Origin of the sequence: Fructilactobacillus cliffordii, from assembly GCF_024029355.1 — a bacterium.
In the GTDB taxonomy this organism is placed as follows: Bacteria; Bacillota; Bacilli; order Lactobacillales; family Lactobacillaceae; genus Fructilactobacillus; species Fructilactobacillus cliffordii.
In genome coordinates, this window is the sequence record NZ_CP097117.1 from 900,481 (window position 1) to 922,331 (window position 21,851).

General features: G+C 47.1%; 19 protein-coding genes. 16 read left to right on the forward strand and 3 right to left on the reverse strand.

Annotation, left to right across the window (positions count from 1 at the left end):
• Positions 1-7 precede the first annotated feature (7 nt).
• The 7 genes from citX to cls all read left to right on the forward strand — a co-directional run bounded on the left by citX (position 8) and on the right by cls (position 6,516).
• Positions 8-547, forward strand: coding sequence for a citrate lyase holo-[acyl-carrier protein] synthase (gene citX, locus M3M38_RS04490; protein WP_252813696.1), 540 nt, complete (start codon positions 8-10; stop codon positions 545-547).
• The gene (gene citG, locus M3M38_RS04495; protein WP_252813697.1) at positions 540-1,427 is read left to right on the forward strand and encodes a triphosphoribosyl-dephospho-CoA synthase CitG; all 888 of its coding nucleotides are present in this window, start codon (positions 540-542) and stop codon (positions 1,425-1,427) included. Before citX ends, citG begins: the two co-directional genes overlap by 8 nt.
• A gap of 39 nt (positions 1,428-1,466) precedes the next feature.
• Entirely contained in the window at positions 1,467-2,354 is an 888-nt protein-coding gene (locus tag M3M38_RS04500; protein ID WP_252813698.1) for an alpha/beta hydrolase, read from the forward strand.
• 42 nt (positions 2,355-2,396) lie between these two features.
• A complete protein-coding gene (gene lepB, locus M3M38_RS04505; protein ID WP_252766569.1) occupies positions 2,397-3,044 on the forward strand; it encodes a signal peptidase I in 648 nt (215 codons plus the stop codon).
• Between the two features lie 96 nt (positions 3,045-3,140).
• A complete protein-coding gene (locus M3M38_RS04510; RefSeq protein ID WP_420842619.1) occupies positions 3,141-4,466 on the forward strand; it encodes a C1 family peptidase in 1,326 nt (441 codons plus the stop codon).
• 113 nt (positions 4,467-4,579) lie between these two features.
• On the forward strand, positions 4,580-4,711 hold the full coding sequence (locus M3M38_RS07480) for a hypothetical protein (RefSeq protein ID WP_274705781.1): 132 nt from the start codon (positions 4,580-4,582) through the stop codon (positions 4,709-4,711).
• Positions 4,712-5,046: 335 nt separating this feature from the next.
• Positions 5,047-6,516, forward strand: a complete 1,470-nt coding sequence (gene cls, locus M3M38_RS04515) for a cardiolipin synthase (protein WP_252813699.1) — start codon at positions 5,047-5,049, stop codon at positions 6,514-6,516.
• A 146-nt stretch (positions 6,517-6,662) separates the two neighbouring features.
• Here cls and M3M38_RS04520 read toward each other — a convergent pair whose 3' ends face one another.
• Positions 6,663-7,223, reverse strand: a complete 561-nt coding sequence (locus M3M38_RS04520) for a DNA-3-methyladenine glycosylase I (RefSeq protein ID WP_252813700.1) — start codon at positions 7,221-7,223, stop codon at positions 6,663-6,665.
• A 141-nt stretch (positions 7,224-7,364) separates the two neighbouring features.
• On the opposite strand from M3M38_RS04520, the gene M3M38_RS04525 reads away from it, so the two are divergent.
• The 6 genes from M3M38_RS04525 (at position 7,365) to M3M38_RS04550 (ending at position 11,141) form a co-directional block, all read left to right on the forward strand.
• On the forward strand, positions 7,365-8,096 hold the full coding sequence (locus M3M38_RS04525) for an amino acid ABC transporter ATP-binding protein (protein WP_252767495.1): 732 nt from the start codon (positions 7,365-7,367) through the stop codon (positions 8,094-8,096).
• A gap of 17 nt (positions 8,097-8,113) precedes the next feature.
• A complete protein-coding gene (locus tag M3M38_RS04530) occupies positions 8,114-8,977 on the forward strand; it encodes a transporter substrate-binding domain-containing protein (protein WP_252813701.1) in 864 nt (287 codons plus the stop codon).
• The gene (locus M3M38_RS04535) at positions 8,974-9,618 is read left to right on the forward strand and encodes an amino acid ABC transporter permease (RefSeq protein WP_252766573.1); all 645 of its coding nucleotides are present in this window, start codon (positions 8,974-8,976) and stop codon (positions 9,616-9,618) included. The genes M3M38_RS04530 and M3M38_RS04535 overlap by 4 nt, the downstream gene beginning before the upstream one ends.
• Positions 9,618-10,268 carry an amino acid ABC transporter permease gene (locus tag M3M38_RS04540; protein WP_252766574.1) on the forward strand — a complete coding sequence of 217 codons (651 nt, stop codon included), beginning with the start codon at positions 9,618-9,620 and terminating at the stop codon, positions 10,266-10,268. The genes M3M38_RS04535 and M3M38_RS04540 overlap by 1 nt, the downstream gene beginning before the upstream one ends.
• 140 nt (positions 10,269-10,408) lie before the next feature.
• Positions 10,409-10,804, forward strand: coding sequence for a YbgA family protein (locus M3M38_RS04545; protein ID WP_252813702.1), 396 nt, complete (start codon positions 10,409-10,411; stop codon positions 10,802-10,804).
• Positions 10,788-11,141 (forward strand): TIGR02328 family protein, encoded by a 354-nt coding sequence (locus M3M38_RS04550; RefSeq protein ID WP_252813703.1) that lies wholly within the window; start codon positions 10,788-10,790, stop codon positions 11,139-11,141. The genes M3M38_RS04545 and M3M38_RS04550 overlap by 17 nt, the downstream gene beginning before the upstream one ends.
• A gap of 59 nt (positions 11,142-11,200) precedes the next feature.
• Here M3M38_RS04550 and M3M38_RS04555 read toward each other — a convergent pair whose 3' ends face one another.
• Both M3M38_RS04555 and M3M38_RS04560 read right to left on the reverse strand, forming a co-directional pair.
• Positions 11,201-12,382, reverse strand: a complete 1,182-nt coding sequence (locus tag M3M38_RS04555) for a D-alanyl-D-alanine carboxypeptidase family protein (RefSeq protein ID WP_252813704.1) — start codon at positions 12,380-12,382, stop codon at positions 11,201-11,203.
• Positions 12,383-12,511: 129 nt separating this feature from the next.
• On the reverse strand, positions 12,512-13,822 hold the full coding sequence (locus M3M38_RS04560) for an NCS2 family permease (protein ID WP_252766578.1): 1,311 nt from the start codon (positions 13,820-13,822) through the stop codon (positions 12,512-12,514).
• A 175-nt stretch (positions 13,823-13,997) separates the two neighbouring features.
• Between M3M38_RS04560 and M3M38_RS04565 the strand changes: the two genes are divergently transcribed.
• Genes M3M38_RS04565 through addA form a run of 3 tightly spaced genes read left to right on the forward strand, consistent with a single transcriptional unit; the run spans position 13,998 to position 21,815 of the window.
• Entirely contained in the window at positions 13,998-14,561 is a 564-nt protein-coding gene (locus M3M38_RS04565) for an NAD(P)H-binding protein (RefSeq protein ID WP_252813705.1), read from the forward strand.
• Positions 14,558-18,100, forward strand: a complete 3,543-nt coding sequence (locus tag M3M38_RS04570; protein ID WP_252813706.1) for a PD-(D/E)XK nuclease family protein — start codon at positions 14,558-14,560, stop codon at positions 18,098-18,100. The genes M3M38_RS04565 and M3M38_RS04570 overlap by 4 nt, the downstream gene beginning before the upstream one ends.
• Positions 18,093-21,815 (forward strand): helicase-exonuclease AddAB subunit AddA, encoded by a 3,723-nt coding sequence (gene addA, locus M3M38_RS04575; protein ID WP_252813707.1) that lies wholly within the window; start codon positions 18,093-18,095, stop codon positions 21,813-21,815. The genes M3M38_RS04570 and addA overlap by 8 nt, the downstream gene beginning before the upstream one ends.
• Positions 21,816-21,851: the final 36 nt, after the last annotated feature.

Below are 21,851 nucleotides of genomic sequence, written 5' to 3' on the forward strand. Positions count from 1 at the left end.
GAAACGGATGAGAGACCTATTTACGACGGGGACGCCCCAGACCATCGCCGACGTCTTACACAGTAAGGATGAGCGGGTGCACCGGCAGCAACAATTGCTGGCCCAGTTTCCGCAGGGAACGGTCGTGGCTTTGAAGATGAACGTTCCCGGGCCAATTAAGACCAATGCGTCGCTGCGGGAATTATTTGCAGCCGGGCAACGGCAGTTCGAAACCCAGTTTCAGGATGTTGAACAGCTCCAGACACCGATTGTTACCACCACATCAGCCGGGACTGAGGTCTTTTATGTCTTTGCGTTAGCCGGAACGACGGCGAAACAACGCGCGATGACCTTTGAAGATCAGGAACCACTGGGGCGCTTATTTGACGCGGACGTGTTTACCAGCGATCAGCAACACTATTCGCGCAGTACCATGGGCTATCCGGTTCGCCGTTGTTTTTTGTGTGACCGACCAGCCAAGGAGTGTGGGCGCAACCGAACCCACTCGGTGGTGGAACTGCAAGCCTACTTTAATCAAGTGGCTACGGAGGTGCTCGGGGATGACTAACGCTTCGCTCGACCTTACTTTTCCCCAGCAGGACACAGAAAGCATCAGCCAAACCGCGGTAGCGGCGCTCTTAGACGAAGTGGTTACACATCCTAAGCCGGGTCTGGTCGATCCGGTTGATAACCGTGGTCACGAGGACATGGACGTTTATTTGTTTATTGACAGTGCGCTGAGCATGCCGCCCTACTTGAAGCAGTGTTTTCAAGCTGGAGTAAATTTCAATGGAACCGAACTGACCGATTTAATGGCGCAGCTGCGACCGTTGGGAATAGCGGCGGAACGACGGATGTTTGCCATAACCAACGATGTGAATACGCACAAGGGTGCCATCTTCGTTTTGGGGATTATGATGGCAGCCTGTGGGTATGCCCAAGCACAATCACAAATAGAGACAACTTCTCTTGCCGCGGTAGTGGCCACCGAACGAGCCATGACAACGGGGTTAATCAGCAAAGATTTTGCTCAGTTAGACCACAAGAAACATCTAACCGCGGGGGAACTTCAGTACCTAGAGTATGGCACCACGGGAATTCGAGGCGAGGCAGAAGCGGGTTTTCCCACTGTCTTTCAGCATGGGGTTCCAACGTTGCTGGCGAGTTCCGGCAGCCAGCAGGAGCGGATTTTAACTGCATTGCTGGCCATTGTTGCGAATAGTCGGGACAGTAACTTGATTAAACGGGCCGGCACCCCAGCAATTGTGTCTCAAGCGCAAGCGCAAGCCCAGGAATTGTTACATGTGAAACAAACGACGGGTCAATTAGATTTAGTGGCGTTGCAACAGATGACGGATCAATTTGCGTCCCAGAATTTGAGTCTGGGTGGATCAGCAGATTTATTAATTCTAACGATTTTTGTGGCACGGTTGGCCCAGCGGTTATAATAAGAATAATCATGACAAACGATTCGAGGAGGTTATCACATGGTTAAATTTATTGAACGCCAAACCCACTTTGTGCCCGCTGAGACAGAGGGAATTAAACAGGAACTAGATCTACCGTATGCGGATGGGGAACGGCAGCGGCTTGATTTGTACTGGCCGGATGTAGCACAGGGTCCTTACCCGGTGATCATCGACATTCACGGGGGTGGGATGTACTTTGGAGCTAAGAGTTCGCAAAAACTCGCCGGAGCGTTGGAACTCCGAAAACAGGGTTACGCGATTGTGAGCCCGAACTACTCGCTAAGTTACATGGCGCCGTTTCCCCAACCGGTTTACGAAATCAAAGCGGTGATTCGCTGGGTTAAAGCCCATGCGGCAGAATACCAGCTGGATCCTGATAACGTCTTTTTGATGGGTGAATCATCGGGAGCCCAGTTAGCCATGCTGGCGGCGGCTTCGAGTGGATCCGGTCAGCTTCAGAGTCCTCTCGGTGGTAATTTCCACGTCAGTGACCGGGTGAACGGCGTGATTGCCTCCTATGGACCGTATGACTTAGCCCTGATGAAGGCCCAATTTGCGGTCTTGAACCAAACGCCCAAGTTTGCGGAAACGGGGGATGCTGATTCCTTTGAAGGGGTCATGCTGGGCTTTCATCGACCAGCCGACGTTCCAGAACTAAACGCCATGGCCAATCCAGCAACTTACCTTAATCAACAGATGGTCCCGGTCTTAATGTACGCCGGAACGGGCGACCGAGTGGTTCCATACTTGCAAACCATTAACCTGGCAGCACAAATTGCTACGGTAATTGGGCAAGACCAAGTCGAGGTTCACATTGTGGCAGACGTACCCCACGGACCATATGGATTCTTGACGGCTAAGGTAACTCAGCAAAAAGAGAACTTTTTAAAACGAAATCGCCATTAAATGCTAAAATAGAACCAGCACTACAAAATAAGGAGTAGAGAAATGAAGACTGTTAAAGGAATTTTGAGTTGGATCATTCCCATTGTGCTGGGACTACTAATCGCTTTGGTGATTAAGCAAACCCTGTTCACCGTGGCAAAGGTTAGTGGGCCTTCCATGGATCCGAACTTACATGATCGTCAGACCATTATGGTGTGGCGGCAAGCCAAGCTCAAACGTGGCAGTGTAATTGTGTTCAATGCGACGGGCGTGGACCCGACGGCAGCCGCTAACGACGGTGCGATTAAACAAGTCTTAGGCTCTGCCGGAACTGACTACGTCAAGCGGGTTATCGCGGTTCCAGGCGATACGGTGGCATTTAAGAACAAAAAGCTGTACGTCAATGACCGAGAGGTGAAGCAACCTTATATCAGTAAGGAACAACAAAGTCAGGGAACGGAGTATGCAAACCAAGCTGGTAATTGGGATCTCCATTCTCTGTCCACTCAAGCACCGAACTGGATGAAAGATAAGGGAGCCATGAAGGTGCCTACGGGTAAGTACTTTGTGCTCGGGGATAATCGGAAAGTCTCAAACGATAGTCGATACTGGGGCTTTGTTCCCAAGGATAAGGTGATTGGAGTGGTTCAAACCTTGCCATTTGGAAGCACCAAGACTGAGCGCAACAACATTAATCATCAAGCGCAATAGCTAAAGACAACTCACAATTAGTGGGTTGTTTTTTAGTTAAAATTGCTTTTTTGCAGATAACTTCGTACAATTGCAACTAAACGAAAGGAAGCGGAAATGATGAACTTTGTAGAACCACTGACAGATGCAAAATTACGCGAGTTACAGCAACACTTTATGGCTTGGCCGAACCATAAGTTGGTCGCCAATGCGATCAACAGTAATGGGATTAACCAAACGGCGAAGAATGCCAAGGTTTTACGCCAGTTAAATCGGACTTTTTCTGATGAAATTAAGACTGGAAAGGTGTCGAACCAAAAGCAAAGTGGCCGGTGCTGGCTGTTTTCGATTTTAAACACGTTACGGCACAAATTTGCGGACCAGTACAACGTGAAGGACTTTGAACTGTCCCAAAGTTACCTCTTTTTCTGGGACAAAATTGAGCGGGCAAACATGTTCTATTCCCACTTGATTGCGCTAGCCGACCGCCCACTTTCGGATCGCGACGTTGCCTTTTACTTGGATTCTCCCGATGATGATGGGGGCCAATGGGCCATGGCTGCTTCATTGGTCCAAAAGTATGGGGTTGTTCCACGTGAAACATTCCCAGAAAATGCTGTCACAGAAAACACCAGTGAGTTTGCGGACCTCTTGAACCGGAAACTCCGTAAGGACGGCTTAGCTTTACGGAAGTTGGTTCGAGATGGGGCTAGTGACGCGGAAATTGTGGCTACGAAAGATCAATTTTTGACCGAAGTTTATCAAATTACCGCTAGTGCGATTGGCGTTCCGCCAGAACGATTTGACCTTGAATACCGAGACGATGACAACCATTACCACTTTGATCAAGGCTTGACGCCCAAAGAATTTTACCAAAAATATATTGACGTAGATTTGAACGACTACGTGGTATTGAGTAACGCGCCTGATAAGGATTACTACCAAATGTATGCTTTACCGAGTCAGGATAACGTAATTGGCGGATTATCAATCCAATTTTTGAACCTGCCGATGGAAGAACTGAAGCAAGCGGCCATTACGCAGCTGCAAAACCAAGAAACGGTGTGGTTTGGAAACGACGTGTTAAAACAAGCGGACCGAAAAGCCGGGATCTTGGACAGTCAACTTTACCTACAAGATCAGCTCTTAGACGTTGATACGCAAATGAGTAAAAAAGAACGGTTTGAAACCCATGAGGCAGAAGTGAGTCATGCCATGACTTTGACCGGAGTTGACCTAATTGACGGTCAACCACGGAAATGGAAAGTGGAAAATAGTTGGGGCGACAAGGTGGGTAAAGACGGTTACTTTGTGATGGGCGACAATTGGATGGACGACTATGTTTACGAAGTAGTCATTCGGCGCAAGTACCTAACGGGCAAGCAACAAGCCGCATTAAACTCAGACTTGATTGTGTTACCGCCATGGGATTCGTTGGCATAAATAAAATAACCGGCCTTAGTGGATTTTCACTAAGACCGGTTTTTTAACGGTGGTCACCGCTGGAGAAGTTATTTATTCAGGGCTTGAGGCGTGGAGGGGACTTAGTAATTAACATGGTGGCGCTATTGCTCTTTTCTTTTACAATCTTTATTGCCAAAAACATTCTGTTAGCCTTAATTGCTGAGCTAGCAATTCTCAAACAGTACGAAGGAGCAGCAATGAGCGTAGCTTCATTCTTTGCGTAAGCTCCAATTCTCTGGGCCAATCGCTTAAACGGTAAAATTCGGGATGTCCATATTCCAACCACGGGCTATCATTTAAGCCGCTTAATCGGAATGGTAGTTTGGTTTGGTAGTACACTTTGTATCATTGTGCAACAATTTATCGTTAAAAGGCGACAGGATTCAATTAATTAAATTTCTGTTAAATCAGCTAAGTAGGGGGACCCATCTAGGTGGGTCTTTTTTTGATTGAATTGGGATGCAGTAATTTCAAATTGATTGTTTGCAATTAAAAAACAGGTCCCATCCGAACATTAAATCAGGTATGATAGAAGTAAGAACAGAAGGAGGGAAATTACATGTCATTAATCTTGGAAATTATCGGCATTATCATTTTACTAAATACGATTGCCGCGATTGTAACGGTGTTTCGGCAACCCCGAAACATCGCAGCAACTTGGGCTTGGTTTCTAGTCCTAGTCTTTATCCCAGTGATTGGATTCTTTATCTACGCCTTTTTCGGGCGTCGTTTACCTAAAAATCGGATGCTTTTGTTATCTGGAAGCACGAAGAAACAAGTTAGTGCATTAATCCGGAGACAAAAACGGCAACTTGGGAAGGTGACGCCAGAAGAAAATACCAACTACAAAATTTTAAACCGAGCGCAGGGCATGATTGAAATGTTCATGAACACGGCGACAGCACCGCTCTTGGGGAATAATAAAGTTGATGTTTATACCAATGGAAATGATTTTATTAAACAATTATTTGCGGACATCGAAAATGCCAAGAGCTCCATTCACATCGAATTCTATACCTTTTACGCCGACAAAATTGGGACGCAAACTCTCAATTTGTTAACCCAAAAGGCGCAAGAAGGGGTTGAAGTTCGGGTGATTTACGATGCCTGGGGATCAATGGGAACCAACGAAAAATTCTTCCGGCCCTTAATTGAAGCTGGTGGGAAAGCCTATCCTTTCTTGCATAACCGCTTTAATTTGATTGATATGCGTGTTAACTTCCGGGATCACCACAAGGTTGTAACGATTGATGGTGAGTACGGTTACATTGGTGGGATGAACATCGGTGACCAGTACATGGGTTGGAAGAAGAAGTTTGGAAACTGGTACGACTGTATGATGCGGGTTCATGGACTAGGGGTGCAAGGACTCCAGTCTCGTTTCATTCTGGATTGGAATGCAACAGCATCGAACGATAAGATTGATCCGAACGAAAAGGAAGCTATCAAGAAATACTATCCCGATACTCACACGGATGGCAACGCCGCCATGCAGATTGTGGCGAGTGATCCAATTTCCTCCATGGAACAAATTAAAATGGGGTACATCAAGTTAATCGGGATGGGCCACCATTCGATTAAAATTATGACGCCGTACTTAATTCCCGATGAATCGGTCCTTGATGCGCTGAAAATTGCAGTTAAATCAGGAGTTCGGGTAGAAATCATGACGCCTTCCATGCCGGACCACGCCTTTGTGTACCGGGCCACCCAGTACTACACGGAACAACTCACGAAGCTGGGGATTAAAGTTTATGCCTACAACAATGGGTTCTTGCATGCCAAAACGATGGTGATTGATGATGAACTAGTTTCCATCGGCTCTGCCAACTTGGATTATCGGAGTTTTGAACTAAACTTTGAATGTAATGCCTTTGTGTACGATAAGGACCTGGCCAACCGGATGGAAGCCATCTATGAGGCTGCAATTGCAGAAAGCACTTTGCAAACGCATCAAATCTTTGCTAACGAGTCCTGGTGGTTGAACTTTAAGCAACACTTTAGTCGGTTATTGTCACCGTTGCTCTAATTTAGAGGAGATGATCAGAGATGAAAGCCAAAATAACCAAATGCCGCTGGAAATGGGTGGTCGGCTTAGCGGCCGGATTACTGGTGTTGGGTCAGCGGAAGTCGTGTAAATAAAAAACCGTCACCAATCTGGGGACAAAAATCATCTTATCTAAATGGACATTGATTTTCGTGGTCGTTAATCAATCCAGCGGCCTGAAAGAACGAATAACAGACCACTGGGCCTGTAAACTGGAAACCACGTTGTTTAAGATCCTGACTCACTTGATCGGTTAACGGAATGGTTTTGGGGACGGCATTAGCATCTGGTACGTCATGTTTAATTGCCTGGTGGTGAACGTAGTCCCAGAGAAAATCACTAAAGCTGATTCCTGCGGCTTCCAAGTTTATGACGGCTTGGGCGTTATTAATGATAGCCGTGAGTTTACGCTGATTGCGGATGATGGCAGCGTTTTGTAATAGGTCTGGCAGTTCTGGTTTCATCTTTGCTACTTGATGATAATCAAACTGGTGAAAAGCAGTCATAAAGGCTACACGCTTTTTGAGGATTGTTGACCAGCTTAAACCAGCTTGCATCATTTCTAACGAAAGTAACGAAAAGAGTTCTTGACTCTCAAGGTGAGGTTTACCCCACTCTTGATCGTGGTAAGTAACGAGCTGTTGGTTAGTTGATTGGGCCCAGTGGCACCGATGAGAAAGGTTTGACATAAATAGCTCCTGTACAAAAAAATTGTCTTGGTGTGTCACTAAATGTAACACGAAGTATAGGTTAATTAAGCAAAAAAGCCTATTTTAAAATCGGGGAACTCCCTGATTAATGGAAACAAGGAGGATTAACAAGTGAAATCAATGATTAAATTTACGGACGTGCAAAAGTACTACGGTTCTTTTCATGCCCTTCACGACATTAACTTAGAAATTAAGGACGGGGAAACGGTGGTTCTGATTGGACCATCCGGTTCCGGGAAATCGACCTTGTTACGGACCATTAATGGATTAGAAACAGTGGAATCCGGTCAGTTAATTGTCGATGGTCAAGATGTGGCTAGTAGCGCCACTAACCTCAACAAACTGCGGACCAACGTCGGAATGGTGTTTCAACACTTCAACCTCTACAATAACAAAACGATTTTAGAAAACATCACGTTAGCACCTAAAATCGTGTTAAAACGAGGCGATAAGGAAAATCGCGAAATTGCGGAAAAGCTACTGGAACGAGTGGGGTTAGCGGACCAAATTAATAAGTACCCATCCCAGTTATCCGGGGGGCAACAACAACGAATTGCGATTGCACGTTCTTTAGCGATGAACCCCTTAGCGATTCTCTTTGATGAACCAACCTCTGCTCTAGACCCAGAAATGGTCGGCAGTGTGCTAGACGTTATGCGTGAAATTGCTTCTAACAAAGAGTATACAACCCTCGTGGTAACTCACGAAATGGACTTCGCCCGTGCCGTGGCTGATCGAGTTATTTTTATGGCCGACGGTCGAATTTTAGAGGATGCGCCAACGGACAAATTCTTTGATCACCCAGAAAGCGAACGGGCCCGGAAGTTCTTGTCTCAAGTGGAACATCACTAGGAAATGAGGTGTAGTGAATGAGTAAATTACACGAACGACGAGTGGGGCTAGTGGCGTCCATCGTGCTCGTGGTGGTGTTAGTGGGGGGAATTGCCCTCGGTCTCAACCACCAAAAGAGTCAAGCCCGCAATAACGATAGTTTAGAAACAATTAAAACCACGCACGTCATGCGCTGGGGCGTTAAGTCTGATACCCGGCTGTTTGGATTGATTAGTCCTAAAACCGGTCAAAGTGAAGGTTTTGATGTGGACGTTGCCCGCGCCGTGACCGAACAAATTGCCAAGCAAACGGGAACGAAGATTAAGCCGGAATTTACACCGGTAACAACGTCTTCCAAGATTCAATTGTTAAAAAACAACCAGGTCGATGCCGTAGCGGCTTCCATGACGATTACACCGGAACGGGCCAAAGTGGTGGACTTTTCTAAGCCCTACTTTCCTGCCGGTCAATCTTTACTGGTTAAAAAGGGTTCACCGATTAAGAGTATCAAGGATTTAAACCGTCCCGACGCTACCATCATTGGAGTAATGGGAACGACGGCTTTGCAAACCACGAAGCAGTTCGCTCCCAAAGCCAAGGTGATCGCGATGCCGGATAACTCGCAGGCCTTTAGTGCGCTGCAATCAGGTCAAGGGGATGCTATGACCACTGATAATGCCATCTTGTACGGATTCTCTTCACAGAGTCCGAACGTACAAGTGGTGGGCGGAACCTTTACGAACCAACCGTACGGATTGGCAGTTAACAAGGGACAAACCCGCCTCCAACGTGAAGTTGATCAAGCGTTGGTTACAATTCGACAAAACGGAACGTATGAACGCTTAATCAAGAAGTGGTTTGGTAACATTCCAGGCCTAGATTGGAGGGAACTACTGAAATGATTAAAATCTTAATTGATAACTGGCAAACCATTTTAACTGGATTTGGGTACACCATCGGAGCTTCCATTCTAGGTTTAATCGGTTCGCTAGTCTTAGGAACTGTATTTGCCCTGATGGAAATGACGCCCCAACCAGTCATCCGGGGGATTGGGAAGGCTTTTGTGGAGTTCTTCCGGAACATTCCGCTGTTGGTAATTACGTTATTTTTCTACGTGGTGGTTTCCCACTTGCTCAAAATTAACGGTTTTTGGTCCGGAACCATGGCCCTCGCGCTTTATACCTCGGCTTTTATTGCCGAATGTATTCGGGGGGGAGTAAATTCCGTTGACCCCGGCCAAATGGAAGGAGCGCGTTCCAACGGAATGACGTATACGCAAGCAATGGTGCACGTGGTCTTACCGCAAGGCTTTAAGCTGGCGCTTCCTTCGTTAGGGAACCAATTTATTAACCTAATTAAGAACTCATCCATCTTGTCCTTCGTGGCTGGTTTGGATTTGATGTATCAAGCGAACGTGATTTCTGGAGCCAACCTGGATCCTTTTAACACCTACATCGTCATCGGGATTTTCTACCTGTTATTGACCGGACCGTTGTCCGTGTTAATGACGAAGCTCGAAAACAAGTTAGGGGGGAGTAACTAATGATTTTATCTGCTTTTAGTGCTACGAACCTCCACTACCTGATGGGAGGATTGGGAATTACCATCGCAGTTTCTGTAATTTCCATTATCATCAGTTTTATCTTTGGAACCTTATTTGGAGTGATTCTTTATGAAGAAGTACCATACTTCTCACGGACCGTGCAATTAATTGTGAATACGATTCGGAACTTGCCACTCCTGCTACTGATTTTCTTTACCTACTTTGCCTTGCCAAAGTTAGGGATTGAATTAAATGCCTTTACCGCGACGGTGGCTGCTATGTCCGTCTTTGAATCAACAATGGTCTCACAGATCATACGGGGTGGATTGCTCTCCGTTGGGAAAGGTCAGTCAGAAGGGGCTTTATCAACCGGGATGAACCGGTGGCAAACGTTGTGGTACATCTTGTTACCCCAAGGTTTGAAAAATTCAATTCCTCCGTTGATTTCCCAATTTATTTCCTTGGTTAAGGATACTTCCTTGGCCACGGCCATCGTTTTGACGGAAATGATGTTCCGGAGCCAAGTCATCTACGGACAAAACCCGAACTATATGATTCCGATGTTTGCTTTAGTTACAGCCTTGTACTTCATCGTGAACTACAGTCTGTCGTTACTATCCAAGTGGTTTGAAAAACGCCTTTCGCTCTAAAACGCTAGCTTTTCGTTATTAAGTTTGGTATCATTATCATATAATCTTATTTTAACTTCTAAATTGGTATCTAACTAAAATATTTAAAACCGGGCATCCTAGATGGGGTACCCGGTTTTATTTTGGAACGGGAGGACGTTATGGAACAATGGCAAGCAGACTGGGCGTACCAAAAGTACTGGGTAATGGCGCGCTCCCAGCATTTATACAATGCTTGGCGTCGCTTGGCCCGCAATAACCAGTGGGACGATGATAAGGCAGTAATTGCCAACGAACTGCGGTTGGCCGCGGGCGAAATGCAGCCGACAGTTAAAACCCTGCGCAATACCTATCAACACGTCTGGGGTTACTTTAAACGGAGTGCCACACCAGCGGAAAAGGCGGAATTCCAAGCGGCGTTGGCAGACTTGACACCCGAAGTGGACCGCGTAGGTCCTTTGTTACTGCGGTTGGCACATCAGTATCGGGTTGACTACTTATTACAAAGTCGGTTATTACAAGAATGGGAGGATGATGATCATGCGTCTCTGGCATGAAGCCTTGATTCAGAAATTGCCTCGTCAACAACTGCTAGGACAACACCGGGAGTGTGCGGCGTTACGGGGTAACGGTTGGGGTCGTAAGCACGCGACCGTGAACTACGTCTTTCAGCATTCACCGTATAAATTGTTTCAATTTCACATGTTAGTGATGGACGAGATGGAACGCCTGGGCTACCATCCTGATCAAAATTGGCGGAAACCGGAGTACCGGGGCAAAACCTGCCCGGCGTATCAGGAACTGACTCCCTGTGCATTAACTAAGCCGATTTATCCAGAGCACAATGCAACTTATTTACAGCTGTGTGAACGGTTGCTGGCAGAACGAACTTAAAACAGCATAAAAAGAAAATGCAGCCAGAAAATCATCTTTCTGACTGCATTTTTGTTCTTTTATTTGTCATTCCAATAAACAGACTTCTTCTCAATTTGGGTGGAGTGCGCGTGCGGTTCATCAATGGTTTTGAGATTCTTTACTTCCTGCCCTTTTTTGAACGAAATTGGTTGCTTTTGTGCTAAAACTTCGTTTAAAGCGTTGACGCTCTCTTGAAAGCGGGGTGCCCGACTGATGTAAGGACCAGCCCCGTCCACGACAACGATAAACTGATGGCCGTCAGGTGCTTGCATGAAGGCGGAAATCCCACCCCCGTATTTGGGACTAGAACCCGTTTTGTAATTTTTGAAACTGAGGTTCAGCGGATTATTCAAGTGAGATTTAATCCCCTTTTGAAAGCGTGAGAGCTCGGTTTCTAGCGACTTGGATTGTTCGGGAGTTGGATGATAAACGAATTCGAGGTCGTGATAATCTTGGTGGAGTTCCGGACTGATTTGAAGATTCTGGTAGGTCATTTTGGCCACTTGTGCCACACTTGCCGTATTTTCGGCGTCCCACTTCTGGTGTTTGACCTCGTAATCGCCAGCGTTCCGATTTAATTGCCCTGCTGCATTAAACCACTTGGAGCCATTTAAATTCAGTTCCTGCGCCCACTTGGTTAGTGCCTGTTGTTGGGTCATGTCCTTGGGCTTCATAAAGTCCGCAAGGGCAAAGGCCGCGTCGTTAGCGGACAAAGTGTACATGGCGTTAAAAAGGGTTCTGACCGGCAGTTTTTCGCCTTCATGAACATCGAGATGGGCGTAGACATTGGGATCTTTGTGGGACCAATCTGATTTTTTGGTAATTGGAACTTTCGTATCCCAGGTAATCTTTTTGGCTTTAATGGCTTTTAACACGGCATAGGCGGTTAATATCTTACTTTCTGAGGCGATTCCGACCTGTTGATTAGCGTTTTTTTCACCCAGCACCTGTCCGGTTTGGGCATCAATCACAATCGCCTGGTGGGCCTTGGTTTGGGTGAGATGCAGTGGTTTGGCCAAAGCAATGGTATTGGTGTGCTTTTTAACCGGAATGGTTTTGGCTGGCTTGGGAGCCGGTTGAACTTGGTAATAATGGTAGGCAACACCGGCAGCTCCACCACTAATGAGTAGTAGTAAAACTACGATGATGATCCCGGTCCGTTTCCGGGTAAACCAGGAACGAGATCGATGATAATGATGCTGGTTAAATTGGTTGTCCATTAACGGAGACCACGCTTTCCAAAAGATTTAGCCAATGAGGCCATTACCTTTATTATATCAATCTATGTCATAGTTTTCGACCAAACTAAAAAGTCATTTCAACGAGAAATGACTTTTTAGGTAAATAATTTAATTTTTTAGAATAAAGAAGAAAATCAGGAAGACAATTGCTAAGGCGTACATCATCCAACCCACTTCTTTGCCTCGTTTGGCGGCAATCATGGTAATCGGGTAGGCGATGAAACCGAGCGCAATTCCGTCTGAGATACTGTATGTTAACGGCATTCCCACTGCAATTAAGAAGGCCGGGGCAGCTAGTTCAAACTTGTTCCAGTCGACCTGTGCCAGTGATTTAGCCATCAAAACCCCAACGATAATTAAGGCAGGCGCCGTAATTTGACTGGTAATCACAGCCAGTAACGGGGAAAAGAACATTGCAAAGATGAACATAATTCCCGTAACAATGGCGGTGAATCCGGACCGACCACCCACGGCGATTCCGGCGGATGATTCGACGTAGACACTCATCGGGGAAGTTCCCAGCAATGATCCAACTAACATGGTCGTCGAATCAGCAGCGAGGGCTCTTCCGACCCGTGGCATTTGGTTGTTGCGCATGTAACCAGCTTGTTCTGCCAATCCAATCAGGGTTCCTGCTGTATCAAAAAAGGTTACCAGTAGGAAGGTTAGTACCACGACGAACAACTGCGGTGTGTTAATCTTATCCACGTTGAAGAGTCCAACTAAAAAAGTTGATTTGATGCTGGGCACACCAGCAACAATTGCCGTGGGGAGTTTGATAATGCCGGTAATCATTCCAATTGCGGAGGAAATGATCATCCCAACGAAGATGGCTCCAGGAACCCTGGCACTCATCAAGAAGAGTGTGATGATTAAGCCCGCTACCGTGAGTAAGGTCAACGGATTAGTGAGGGAACCGAGGCTGACCAACGTACTCTTGTTAGCAACCACCAGGCCCCCATCGTGAAAGCCGATGAAGGCGATGAAAAGTCCAATTCCGCCTCCAATCGCAGCCTTTAAATCCACGGGAATCGCATTGATGATTTTTTCCCGCAGTTTCATGGCTGTTAAAATGATGAAGAGGATTGAAGCAATGAAGACCCCACTCATGGCCGTTTGCCACGGGACCTTCATTCCGATACAAACGGAGTAGGCGAAGAAAGCGTTCACTCCAAGGCCGGCTGACAAAGCAAACGGATAGTTTGCAATGACTCCCATCAAAATACATCCAAAGGCAGTGGCTACGGCTGTGGCGGTAAAGACCGCTCCTTTGTCCATTCCGGCGGCCCCTAAGACCTGGGGGTTAACGAAGAGGATGTAGACCATTGAAACAAAGGTCGTTACTCCGGCGAGCGTTTCCGTGCGGAAGTTCGTCCCGAGCTCCTTAAAGTTAAAAAACGACGCGATTTTAGTTCCCATAAAAATCTCCCTTACGTCTAATGTTCGTGATTTGGTTTTAAGATTACTTTCTAATCATACAACGGCGCTCCAAATAATTCAAACCCGAACTTTAATTTTTCTTAAAAAATGAGTGGATTTTAATTTACGGGGAATAGAACTAGAGATGCTAAAATAGAAAGAACGAGGTGAAACCATGACAGATTCAATTTTAGTGGTGGGGAACGGTCCCTTAACCACCGATGTAAAACACCAATTAGATGCAACCAATCACGTAATTATAAAACAGGAGCAATTAACTGAGGCGGACACCTACGCCCAGTTGCCGCCGCAATTAGCTGCCGTAGTGGTCACAGCTGGTCCGAACGATGTGGATCTAGTGGTGGAGGCAGTCGATGCAGTCTTGCAACGTCAACGGGTAATGGTGCAACGCTGGATTTTGGTCTCAGCTGCTGGAATTGACGGCGAAGTCCAAGGTTCTTTGAAGTATCCCGGTGTTACGAACGTCGCAGAATATCTGCGTGAACAACGGTATGCCATTAAATTGATTGATGAAACAGAACTGCCGTACCTGATTATTCGCCCCGGCAGGTTAGTGGCTGAAAAACAGAGTCCTGCCCAATTATTCAACGAAGGAGAGTCCGTTCCCGCGGGCGTTGTTTCATATGAAACAATTAGTAATTTAATTAAAGCGGGTTTACAAGGTAAATACCAGAATCAATCGATTGCAGTGATTGAAACCGCAGAGGAGGAAGAATGAGTTTACAGTTTATTCTGGGAAAGGCAAGTGCGGATCACGCTGGGCAAGTAATTCAAGCGATGCAAACGTCTGCCGCACAGCATCCCAGCGATCAGTATTTTCAAATTGTCCCCAATAACGTTAAATTCGAAGCAGAATTGGGGACGCTGAAACGATTAAACTTGGAAGAACAAGCGACCTACGCCCAAAATCAAATTCAAACGTTCTCGTTTTCGCGACTGATTTGGTACTTTTTGCGTGATCACCCGGCTTATCAGGTCCCCCAGTTATCCCAGGTTGCCATTAATATGATTATTTTTCAAATTGTCACCGACCACGAAGCCGATTTAACCATCTACCGGGGTGAAGGCAAACAAGCCGGTTTTATTCAACAGGTGGCCGAACAACTGATGGAGTTGCAGCAGGGGAACGTTAGTCCCGATGACTTACAGCAGCTGCAACAGACTGCGACCGGCGAATTACGTAATAAGCTCCACGATTTAGCTATCATTTATCAGGCTTTTTTAGCCGCGACCGACGGAAAATATTTGTATAAAGCGGCGACGCTGGAACTACTGAACGAGTACCTTTTGCAGATGCCCGCTGCTCAATTAGAGCAGTTCCACTTTTACTTTACCGGTTTTAGTGAGTTGACCGCACAGGAACTGCAGTTAGTTCACACTTTGATTCGCAGGGCGCACGTGGTGATCGATTTGACGTTGGATCAATCCGTCCGCGAGGCGGCTCCCGCGCCCGAAGCGTTCTTTGCGCAACCAGGCCGGCTTTATTACCGGTTATACCAATATGCGCAAGCACACAGCCGGATTTTACCCGATCAATATGCCCCCACGCGGGATTTACAGCCCGGTTTACAACAGTTAGAAGAGTACTGGATTAACAGTAGCGAGTTAGACCGGAAGCTGCCAGCGGCACCGCAATCCAATCCAGCGGTGCACGTGTTACAGGCCGCAACGCCCTTTGATGAGTTAATGCACGTTTCGACTAAGATTCGCCAATTAGTCGCCACCGGGAAGTACCGGTACGGGGATTTCTTGGTGGTAGCGCGGAATTTGAGTGATTACGAAAACATCATTAATCCGATTTTTTCGATGCAGCAAATCCCGTACTTTACGGATATTCAGAAGCAGATGGAAAATCATCCGTTGGTGGTGCTGTTACAGGCGCTCTTTGCGATTTACAAGCCCAACCGCGCCCGCAACTACCGTTATGAAGACGTCATGAAGCTCTTGAAAACGGAGCTGTTGATTCCCAAACAAACTGAAAAACTAGCGGATTTTCGCTGGCAATTGGCCTTGTGTGAAAACTTAGTCTTGAAAAACGGCTACTACGGCAAAAAATGGACGCAGCAAGAAGACTGGAAGTACACGACCGTCGTGGATGAAACCACGGGCGTGGTCGTAGACAAGAATCAGGCGTTTTCAAAGGCCATCAATCAGATTCGTCACTTTGTGAAGGATAATTTACCGCCGTTCTACCGCCGGCTGGCTAAAGCCAAAACCGGTCGGGAAGCGGCGCAAATCCTGTACCAGTTTTTGGTGAACCATGGAGTCCCCGCCCGTTTGCAAGAATGGCAACGACAGGCGACCGAAGCCGGAAACCTTCAGGAAGCGGGGCAGGCCGAGCAGGTATGGAACGAATTTTGTCACATTCTAGACGACTACGTTAACGTATTAGGTGACCAGGAATTCGTGCAGGATGACTTCTTAGCCCTTTTACAAGCTGGTTTTGTAGGCGCCACCTATTCCCAGATTCCGTCGACGTTAGATCAGGTTACGATTTCAGAAATGGGACGGTACCATCTCCGCGATAAGCGAATCACAATCGTGGTCGGCGCTGATGACCACAGCTTACCGGTTCGAATTGAACGTCAGAGTCTTCTGAGTGATGGGGATCGAGATCAACTGAGTGAGCAGTTAGCCACGGACCAGTTTTTAGCGACTACCAGCGAAACGCAAATGGTGGCGGAACCATACGAGGACTACTTGACCTTTTTGACGCCGCGGGATCATTTGTACTTTTCCCACCACGCGGGCAATGGGACCGATGATACGTTATTGAAGCAATCTCCCTACGTGCATCGGATTCAGGAATTTTTCCAGCTGACGCCCGAGGTATTTCACGCCCAACCGGATGCGAACGAACTGGACGTGCAGCCGTATCTAGGGTCGCCCCGGGCCACGCTGAAGTACTTAATTCCAGCCGAGCTAGCTAGTCGGAAGCAGCATCAAAAGTTAAACGCTAGTTGGTCGGCAGTTCGGACTACGTTAGAGCAGGATGCTAATCCGCAACTGCAACGATTGACAAGCAATCTGATGAGCAGCTTGGATTATCGCAACGAACCGAAGCCATTAACCGATGAGATTGTGACGGGTCTATATGGGAACCAAATTCTAACTTCGATTTCCAAATTGGAAGAGTTTTATTCCAATCCGTACGAATACTTTTTGGAGTACGGTTTGCGACTCAAAGAACGGGATGAATTTGAGATTAATCCAGCCGATACGGGGACCTTCTATCATGAAGCGCTCGACCACCTGATGAAACTGGTGAACCAGCAACAACTGGAACTAGGGGATTTAGATGATCAACAGGTTACAGAGTTGGTTACGGAAGTTACCACAAAACTGATTGAGGAAGATCAGGCGCAACGCTACGAGATTTTGCAAAGTTCGGAGCGGATGAACTACATTAAGAGTCAGTTGATTAAGACAGTGACTGAGATGGCGCAGGCCTTGCGGAATCAAGCCCGGCATGTGCACATGCGGCCCCGCCAAACCGAGGTCGCCTTTGGCCCAGGTAAACACTACCAGGAGCTGAAATTTGCTTTAGATAATCACAAACAAGTTAGTGTGCAGGGGCGGATTGACCGAATTGATGGCATGGACGTCAATGGGACGGACTACCTTAACATCGTGGACTACAAATCAAGTGAGCGTGAGATTAAATTTGCCCAGGTCTACGACGGAACTGCCATGCAGATGATGACGTACATGGATGCCGTGTTAAAGAACTTGAAGTCCATCGGAGACACGGAGCAGGCGCGCTTGATTGGTGCTTTGTACCTGCACGTTTTTGATCCAGTGCTGGATTACACGGAGCTGAAAAACTGGCAGGATCCGCAACAAATTCAGCAACGTTTGTTACAAAAGCACAAGTACAATGGGATTTTATTGGCGGATAAAGACGTCTTGCAATCGCTAGGTGATCAGGACGTGAGCGCTGTCTATCCGTTTAGATTTAAGAATGATGGAGATTTCTATAAGGATAGCAAAATCATTTCACAAGCCGATTTAGATCGGGTAATCAATCACACGGAACAGTTGATTCAAACAGCCGGGAACCGTATTTTTGCGGGCGATACCCGGTTGTGGCCAGCTCGGTTCCAGGACAGGTCCAACATCACAAATTCTGCCTATCAAGCCGTGATGCAGTTTGACCCGTTATTGGCGGAGAACAACTATCGTGAGGTAGAGAACCTCAGCATGGCGGAAGTCCTAGAAAAGTTACGAGCAGAACAGAAAGGAGGCAATCATGAGTGAAAACCAGTGGACCCCGGGGCAACTCGCTGCGATTCAGAATGATTACGACGGTAACATTCTGGTGTCTGCATCGGCGGGCTCTGGGAAGACCAGCGTGTTAACCCAACGGGTGATGCGTAAAATCAAGGATGGCGTGGACGTGGATCAGTTACTGATTGTGACCTTCACGAACGCCGCCGCCCAGGAAATGCGGGAACGAATTAACGGTGCCCTGCAAATGGAGCTGAACCAAACGCAGGATTCGGCGGACAAACAACATTTAGTGCGCCAGCTACGTAAACTCACCACCGCTCACATTGAAACCATGGATGCCTTTTGTCTGTGGCTAGTGAAACGGTACTATTACGTTATCAACCTGGATCCCGACTTTCGGATTTTAACGGATAAGAGTGAGCGGACGCTGTTACAGAGTGAAGTTTGGGATGATGTTCGGGAAGAATTGTACGGTAACGACCGGGATCACCGTTTTGCCCAATTAACCCGGAACTTCTCTAACGACCGGAGTGACGATGGCCTAACTGATTTGGTGTTCCGGCTCTATGAATTGGCGAACGTAAACCAGGATCCGGAGCAGTGGATTAACCAGTTAGGGTATTTTTACCGTACGGACGGTGCCTTGACCGAGAGTCATTTATACCGGGACCACTTACTACCAGATTTACAGAATCAGATGGAACAAATCCAAGCCTCGTATCAGCAAGCTCGTGAATTAGCCCACCGCGCGGGAATTGAAAAAGTTGAGTCATTTTTGGTAAATGAACAGGAACAACTTGCAGTAGTGGCCGGTCAGCTAGCCACCCGTAGTTGGGATCAGCTCCGGACGGTCTTTAAACAACAAAATTTTAAAAACTTTCCAGGCGGTAAAAAGGATCTCGATGAAGAACAACTGGATGTCAAAGATCAGTGTAAAAACTTACGAAACGCGGCGAAAAAGCAATTTGAAGAGATTAGCAAAAATTACTTTTGGACCGACGAAGCGAGTCTGCAGCAGCTGAATGACGATGCGGCTCAGCTGATTCAGAAGTTAATCGAGGTTGTAAAGCAATTTACGACACAATACGCCCGGGTGAAGCGACAACGACATGCCTATGACTTTACTGACATTGAGCACTTTGCGTTTCAAATTTTAAACGATCAATCAGAAGTGGGCACGGCGCTGCGCACACAACTCCAGCAGCAGTTTAACGAAATCATGGTCGATGAATACCAGGATAATAACCATCTGCAGGATGCCATTTTGGGGACGATTAAAAACCCGGAACAGCCGAACCTCTTCATGGTGGGGGATGTGAAACAGTCCATCTACCGCTTTCGGTTGGCGGATCCGCAAATGTTCATGGACAAGTACCACGATTATCCAGATTCGGAGCAGAATCAGTTGATTACGTTGCCCGATAACTTCCGGTCGGTTGCGAACGTGGACCACTTTACGAACCTCGTCTTTGAACAGATCATGGACCGCTCCTTTGGCGAAGTTGATTACACCGGCGATGCGCAGTTGCAGTTTAGAGCACGAGATTATCCAGACGATTTAGACACTAAGACGGAGTTACTCCTGCTGGCGGATGATCAGGCCGAGCTCAACGAATCAGACCAGTTAACCAACGATCAACGCCAAATTGAATTGATTGCTAATAAGATTGAAACGATGATGAACGATGGTTTTCAGGTTTATGATCGGAAGGCAGGAGCTAAACGACGATTACGGTATGGCGATATCGCGTTATTGTCGTCCACTAAACGGAATAACTTTGAGATTGCGAACGTCTTTGCCGAACATCAAATCCCGCTGAACAGTGATGGATCGGAGAGTTACTTCAAGACAACTGAAATTCAGATTATGCTGTCGTTACTGCAAATCATTGATAATCCGGCGCAGGACATTCCGTTAGCAGCAGTGCTGCGGTCGCCGCTGGTAGGCTTAGACGAAAATGAGCTGGCCTACATTCGGATTACAAAAAAGACCGGGAATTATTACCAAGCCGTTTTGGACTTTCGGCAGGGGTACAAACAGCAGCAACAGACGGAATTTGGCGACCGGGTGCTGAGCAAGGTCGAACAATTTTTGAATCAACTCACGGAACTGCGTGATTACGCCACCAAGCATAGTTTAGCCGAACTGATCTGGGAGATTTACAACCAAACTGGTTTCCTTGATTACGTGGGGGGCATGCCAGCCGGTAAGAAACGTCAGTCTAATCTACACGCTCTCTACCAACGAGCGGAAGAATACGAACGCAACGGGTTTCAGGGTCTGTTTGCCTTTGTCCAGTTCATTAAACGACTGCAGAAGGACGATAACGACCTAGCGGAAGCCAGCGTCGACGTTGATCCGGACTCCGTGACCGTGAAAACGATTCACGGGAGTAAGGGACTCGAATATCCGGTGGTCTTTTTGATTGATACAAATCACAAGGCCAACGATACGGAACTGAAGCAGTCCTTTGTGGTTGATGATCAGATGGGACTGGGGATTAAGTATTACTACCCTGACCGACACGAACGGGTGAAAACGTTGCAATATGTGGCAATTACTAATGTGTTAAAACGGAAGGCCCAAGCCGAAGAAATGCGGAAACTCTACGTGGCCCTAACTCGAGCTAAACAAAAGTTAATCATCGCCGGAATTGTGAAGGGAACCACCAAGCAAACGGCCGAGGAGCGCACCCTGCAAACCTGGACTCAGGCCGAGCAAAGCCCAAATTTGGTGATTAACCAAGCAACGCGAAGTAGTGCCACTAACTTTCTTGATTGGATGGGAATGGCCCTCGTGCGGCATCCCCAGTTTCAAGCGTTGCTAGACGATGACTTGACTTTAACCGAGTTGCAGTCTGATCCGAGTGAATTTACGGTGGAGTTTGTGCACCCTGAGGAACTACAAACAACGAAGACAGCAGTAGCGACCGCCACGGATCTGGATTTCACCGGGACGGCTACCGATCCAGCGGAAATTAAGCACCAGTTAGAATTTCAGTACCCGTTTGCGGATGCCGCCCAAACGACGGCCTATCAATCGGTTTCAGAGATTAAGCGCCAGTTTGATGATCCCGATAACATTCAACTGGGCAGTGTGGCTGATCCGGAGCACCAGGTATTGAAGCGGACCCGGTATCAAAGTGAGCAATTTGCCCAACCGCAGTTCATGCAGACGGTGGCGCAGCCGACCCCTCAAGAGGTCGGAACGGCAACTCACCTGGTTTTGCAGAAGCTGGATGTAACCCAACCGGTTGATGAAGAACACGTCGCAGCACTAATTGAGCAACTGGTGGAAGGTAATTTGTTAACCGCTACCGTTGCCAAACAAATTAGCCGGCAGGCGATTGTGGCCTTCTATCAAACCCACGTTGGGCAACGGATTCTGCAATTTCCAGACCGGTTGCACCGAGAAGTTCCGTTCTCGCTAATTATCAAAGCGCAACGGCTCTTTTCGGAATTTCATAATGACCCGAACCAGCAGATTTTGGTGCACGGAATTATTGACGGTTACTTGGACGATCCCGATGAAGGTCCGATTTTGTTTGATTACAAGACGAGCTTTGTGAATCCGGCTCATCCCAAGGCCTCGGTTGATCAAATTAAGGACCAGTACACGGGTCAAGTGAACCTCTATGCGCTTGCCCTGCAGGATATCTTGCACGAGCCGGTGCGGCAGAAATACTTGTACCTATTGGGAAATCAGCAACTGATTTCGATTGATACAAACGAAGAAAAATAACCACAAAAAAAGAAAGCCAACTCCTAATGGAGCTGA